Below are 5636 nucleotides of genomic sequence, written 5' to 3'. Positions count from 1 at the left end.
ATTTCTCAGTCCAACTAATGGGGAGCAGTTCACATTGTTGCGGTAGGGGGCCTATTTTTTCTTATTGACGCCCACGCTTTCCGCTTGGCTGCAGCGCCAGCGGAATGTGAGATTGTGCGAGCGCAGTGCTGGGGGATTGCGTCACGGGAGGCGCCGGCGCCCTATTTGGCGGCGTGAGGATGTGCAGATGTCGCTAGACCGGGAATGCGTGGCCGACGGCGCCGTATTTGGGGCGCTAGCAGGGGTGAATGTCGCTAGAACGGGAATGCGTTAAAGACACTGATTTGCAGCTCCGCAAAACTGCAGGTCAGGGAATTGTCGCAAAATTCGGAGGCGCGCCTGTGCTGACAGATTCCCGTTCTAGCGACATTTCGACCTTCGAAGTGCAACTTTTCCGACAGTTGGTGCCACGAGTTGCAATAGCGCGAGCATCTCGGCACTGAGAGCCAGGGTGGCGAGAGTGGCTAGGGTGGCCAGGGCGGTGACAGTGGCCAGGGTGGCTAGGGTGGCCAGAGTGGCGTCGGGTGGCCAGCGTGGCGACGGTGGCCAGGGCGGAGATGGAGTCGGTAGCGGCCGAGCAGGAAGCGGACTAACTTAGGGTAGCCTGTTGTGTGGTTAGCCTTACCTGTGTAATATAGACCCGATTGCTGTGTTGGCCGTAGCCGAAAGAGGCCATCAGTCTCTTGGGGCTACGGGTACTTTACAGCGTCTCAAAGAGTTCCTTACACATTAGGCTTTCACATGTTTCGAAACAATTCGCTGACCCGTCGAGCGGCGCTGAAGACCGCCGCTGTCTTGGTAGCATCCACTCTTGTTCTGTCTGGTTGCTCCCGAGGCGACGACGCGGCGGCGTCAAAAAATGAGGGCACCGGGGACGAGCGCATCGCCGCAGTTGGCCTGGGAGACAGCGATACCTTGCTCGCTCTAGGCATCCAACCAGTCCTCGTAGCGCCCTGGGGTGCTGAGGGAGATGTTGATGCGTCTGGCGTCGGCCCATGGGCTACCGAAAAGCTCGGCGACAACAAGCCTGAAGTGGTTTACGGTACTGCCAACGGATTCACTGCTGAAATCCTGGAGAAGATCTCCGCCGCTGATCCGGACAAGATCATTGCGGTGAACTCTGCCGTAGACGCGCAGGCGAAGAAGGCGCTTAATGACATCGCCCCAACCACCGTTAAGCCAGACGGTGCCACGGACTGGCAGATCCCCTGGCGGGATCAGGTCAACCAGATCGCCGGCGCTGTAGACAAGCAAGAAGAAGGCGACAAACTCGTCGAAGAAACGCAGAAGGCCTTCGATGATTTCCAACAGCAGCACCCTGAGCTCAAAGGCAAGCGTGCGGCTATCGTCATGCCTTATCAGGGAAAGATCGGCCTGTACACCTCCGGTGACGGTCGCGGGCAGTTTATCAAGAGTCTGGGCTTCGAGATCCCGAAGGAGCTCGAAGGTAACGGGGGCGAGTTCTACCGCGACATCGCACCTGAGAACTACAGCGACCTCAACAACGTCGATTACCTCTTCATCCTTGATTACCAGGGTGCCGCCGATACCTTGAAGAAGGATCCAACATTCAGCAAGCTGGACGTTGTTCGCGAAGGCAAGGTCCGCTGGATGGACGAAAACGTGGGCAATGCAATGAGTATGCCGAACCCATTGACCATCCCCTGGGCAGTCGACAAGTTCTCTGACGCAATTTAATTGAAAGTGTCCGTTTCAAGAACTCGACATTCTTTGGTGTTTTCCCGGCGTTTGCTTACTTCGGCCGCACTCGTTGGCTTGGCTTTGCTGCTGCTTGCCTCCCTGTACTTGGGTTCCAAAGATCTTTCCATTGGCGAAGTGACCAGCATCCTCATGCATGGTCCGCACCCATCTACGCAATCCGGCATCAATGCTGAACAGTCCGGCATCATTTGGGACTTGCGCGTTCCGCGCACCCTCTTGGCTGTGATCACAGGCGCAGCCCTGGCTATGGCGGGTGCCATTGCTCAGAGCTGGACCCGCAACCCCCTGGCAGATCCCGGCATTATCGGCGTGAACGCTGGAGCAAGTTTCGCAGTCGCTGCGGCACTGACCTTGGGCTGGGCAACGACGGTCGGGGAGCGGACACTTGTAGGGCTCGTCGGGGCGGCCGTCGCTGCCTTAATCGTGCTGTTGATTTCCCGCGTATCGCGTAACCCGCTAACTCTGGTACTCGTGGGCGTGGGAGTTACCTTCGCCCTGCAAGCGGCCACGAATATGCTGAGCCTCTATTCTTCCGACACCCTGGAAGGGCTCCGCCGCTGGACCGTTGGCTCTACGGCTGGGCGGGGTATGGAAGACGTGGCCTTAGCTGCTTTAGGTCTAGCACTAGGTGCTCTATGTGGTGCGCTTGCAGCACGCCCGCTGGATCTACTTGCGATGGGAGAGGACTCCGCCCGTTCCCTTGGCAGCTCGCCCACGAGAACCCGCTTGTTGGCTGCCGCAGCGGTGATCATCCTCGCCGGCTCGGCGACAGCCACTGTGGGGCTTGTGACATTCGTGGGCTTCGCCGTGCCACACCTACTACGCCCGTTTACCGGCCCGTCCCTGACTCGCCTCTTGCTGCCGACCGGCATTGTTGGTGGCGCGGCTGTGTTGCTAGCCGATATTGTGGGCCGCTTCGTCCTGCAGCCTAACGAGCTGGAAATGTCCATTGTCTTAGCTATTGTCGGTGCCCCAGTGATGATTCTGGCGGTGCGACGTAAGAAGAGTTCACCGACCTCGAATGACTCGGAGCTGACGATATGAGCGATATGACGTCTATCCGTAGTATTAAGCGTTCACGAAGCAGACGCGTCCTGGCGGCTTCGGCAGGGTTCGCCCTCATAGCGGCTCTTTGTTACTGCTTAATCCTGGGGCAAGGAGCGGTGAAGCTCAGCCCGATGGAAGTCATCGAGGTTCTCACCGGTGGGGGCACACAGCAAGCAATCAACGTGGTGTGGGATCTCCGCCTGCCTGTAGCAATCGCTACCGTTCTGGTCGGCGCGGCTCTAGGGCTGGCAGGTGCGTGGACTCAGACCATGGCCCGCAATCCGCTGGCCAGCCCGGACATTCTCGGTGTATCCGGCGGCGCGGCGGTTTTGGTTGTGGCGGGCACCGTAGTTACCCGCCCTGCATGGAGTGAGGGGGTGCCGACGTTCTGGTGGCGTGCTGCACTCGCTTTGCTTGGCGCACTAGTAATCGTTGGTTTGCTCGTTCTATTCGGTGGCTTCGGGACGTCGCAGCGCGTAGTGGTCATCGGCCTGGCACTGTCTTTCCTCACGCAGTCTTTAGTGCAGTATCTCCTGCTCCGGGCTGACTTAACTCGTGCCACGGATGCCCAAACTTGGCTCGCTGGGTCTACCGGCTTTGTGCGTATGGAAGCTTTGTTGCCTATGGTGTTGGGCCTGTTGCCCTTCGTAGTTTTAGGCCTCTGTGCTACGCGCGATGTCCCTCTTCTTTCTCATGATGACGCCACCGCGTCCACACTTGGGGTAAATGTCACGAGGGTGCGCGCTATTTTGCTCATTGCCGCAACGGGCATTGTCGCGGTGGTGGTTTCTTTTGTCGGCCCAATTGGATTCGTGGCACTATTGGCTCCTCAGCTGGCCAAGCTGGTGGCCGGAACGCCCACGCCCCATCCGTTGTGCTCTACTTTTGCAGGCGCTGCTCTATTAGCTGCGTGCGCCGTCGTGGCGGGCGCACTGCCATTTACATCCCCTGTGGGTTTGGTTACCGCCATCATCGGTGGCCCCGCGTTGGTGTTGCTTGTGTGGTTGGCGGCCCGTCGCGGAACTCTGAAAGGAATGGTTCAATGAACGTTCAAGTTGATCACGTCACCGTGGGCTACAACGACGGCCCAAGCATTGTTAAGGACGTGTCTTTCACTGCAGAGCCCGGGAAGGTCACCACGCTCTTAGGCCCCAATGGTTGTGGCAAGTCGACGTTGCTCAAGACGCTTTCTCGGCTGCTTGCTCCCGCCGAAGGACGGGTTCTTGTAGAGAAAAAGGACGTGCATAGTTTGCGGTCGCGCGAAGCCGCCCAACTAATTGCGCTTTTGCCACAACACCCGCTGTGTCCGGCGGGATTGACCGTTGGAGAACTTGTGGAGCGCGGACGGCACCCTTATCGTCGATCGCTCTGGGGTGGGGGAGCGACGGCGTCAGAAGATAAAGAAAAAGTGCGCGAGGCGCTGAAGAAGACGAAGGTTGACCATCTTGTTGCCCGCGACGTGGCGGAGCTTTCTGGCGGCCAGCGGCAGCGGGTCTGGATGGCGATGGTGTTGGCGCAGGATACGCCAATTGTGCTGTTGGACGAACCGACTACCTACCTAGATCCGGCACATGCGATAGAGATTCTAAGTATCGTGCGGGAGCTCGCTCAAGAGGGCAAGACGGTGATTACCGTACTTCATGATCTTGGCCTGGCGGGAGCTTTTAGCGACGAGATGATCGTCATGAAGGAAGGGGAAAAGATCGCCGAGGGTTCTCCAAAGGAGGCTCTGACGGTGGATGTGTTGCGCGAGGCATATGGCCTGAATGCCGAGGTGTGGGAAGATCCCCGCGGTATGGCTCCGATTATTGTGCCGCGAGGGATTGTGGCTAATTAAGGCCGTGCCCTGCCTAGGAACCAATAGGGGCACCACTGCACGGATTCGCTATTGAGGCCCCAGGTGTGAATTGCGTGGCGCCGTACTTCCTTGCAGAGCTGTCCTTCACCCGCGACCCAGACGTACTTCGACTGTGTTGCGGGGTGTTCGGCACGGTCCAGTTGCTGTAGGTGGGACATCACTGCCGTGCTGAAGTCCGTTGTAGCGCTAAACAGCACTTCTAGGCTGCCCAGCTTGCTCTCCCAGTCGGCGACGAGGGATGGCTCGAGGTCACCATGGTTCTCGGCGACCACTACGAGGTGTATGTCGCGCAACTGTTCCGGGGCAAACGCATCCGCGTAATCCAAAATGGCGCGAACGGAAGGTACGGCAGATGGGTCTGCGATAAGTGTTTGTGAACTTTGCGCGCGGTGCCAGAGGCCCTGGCATGTCCAGATGCCTACCTGGTCGCCAACACGAGTTGCAAGAGCCCAGGCGAGCCCTGGTCCGACGTGCTCATCCTTTGGATTTTTGACGCCATGTGTCGCCACGTCGAAAGTTATCTGTCCGCACTCGGGATCGAGTGAGCGTACGGTGTACCAACGTAAATTTGGGCGTTGGGTCTCCGGCATGGCTGTAACGCTTGCGCGGATATTGGCGCCACCTCCGTGGAGTGGTAAATGGAGATTCTCGCCGGGCTTAGCCGGCATAAAGAGGCCAAAGAATTCGTCCGGGCCGGAAAGCTGAAAGCCGACTAGCTCGGGGGAGCGGATGACAATCCTCTGCAGGTTTTCTGCCGGGGCGCTGACGTCATAAACAGTGGCGCGGATGATTCGATGGTGCGGTTCAGAAGGGGCGGCCAAGAGTAGGTGGTCAGAAAAGGTCGCGCGGTAGGCGGAAGTGTTCGTCGGAGTGTTCAGGGTAACTGGGTTCGAGGTCATAGTGGGAGTTAACTTACCCTTACCTAAAGCAAAAGTGAAAGGGTGAGGGGCAGAAAAAGCCCCGCGGGGATCCGAGGTGAACTGGTCCCCGAAAGTTGGACTGGTTTAAC

At 58.4% G+C, this 5636-nt stretch carries 5 protein-coding genes; 4 read left to right on the top strand and 1 reads right to left on the bottom strand.

Annotated elements, in window-relative coordinates; all coding sequences use genetic code 11:
- Positions 1 to 741 precede the first annotated feature (741 nt).
- The 4 genes from HMPREF2857_RS05620 to HMPREF2857_RS05605 are packed head-to-tail and all read left to right on the top strand — an operon-like array spanning position 742 to position 4606.
- Positions 742 to 1698, top strand: a complete 957-nt coding sequence (locus HMPREF2857_RS05620) for an iron-siderophore ABC transporter substrate-binding protein (RefSeq protein WP_070643077.1) — start codon at positions 742 to 744, stop codon at positions 1696 to 1698.
- Between the two features lie 51 nt (positions 1699 to 1749).
- Positions 1750 to 2766, top strand: a complete 1017-nt coding sequence (locus HMPREF2857_RS05615) for a FecCD family ABC transporter permease (RefSeq protein WP_222865499.1) — start codon at positions 1750 to 1752, stop codon at positions 2764 to 2766.
- The gene (locus HMPREF2857_RS05610; protein WP_371441566.1) at positions 2763 to 3815 is read left to right on the top strand and encodes a FecCD family ABC transporter permease; all 1053 of its coding nucleotides are present in this window, start codon (positions 2763 to 2765) and stop codon (positions 3813 to 3815) included. Before HMPREF2857_RS05615 ends, HMPREF2857_RS05610 begins: the two co-directional genes overlap by 4 nt.
- Positions 3812 to 4606 carry an ABC transporter ATP-binding protein gene (locus HMPREF2857_RS05605; protein WP_016421888.1) on the top strand — a complete coding sequence of 265 codons (795 nt, stop codon included), beginning with the start codon at positions 3812 to 3814 and terminating at the stop codon, positions 4604 to 4606. Before HMPREF2857_RS05610 ends, HMPREF2857_RS05605 begins: the two co-directional genes overlap by 4 nt.
- Here HMPREF2857_RS05605 and HMPREF2857_RS05600 read toward each other — a convergent pair.
- Positions 4603 to 5526 (bottom strand): siderophore-interacting protein, encoded by a 924-nt coding sequence (locus tag HMPREF2857_RS05600; RefSeq protein ID WP_070643075.1) that lies wholly within the window; start codon positions 5524 to 5526, stop codon positions 4603 to 4605. The genes HMPREF2857_RS05605 and HMPREF2857_RS05600 overlap by 4 nt on opposite strands.
- Positions 5527 to 5636 lie beyond the last annotated feature (110 nt).

Source organism: Corynebacterium sp. HMSC076C10 (assembly GCF_001812455.1).
GTDB classification, from domain to species: domain Bacteria; phylum Actinomycetota; class Actinomycetes; order Mycobacteriales; family Mycobacteriaceae; genus Corynebacterium; species Corynebacterium jeikeium_D.
Note: the sequence above shows the minus strand (reverse complement) of the source record. Positions and strands in the feature narration are given on the sequence as shown.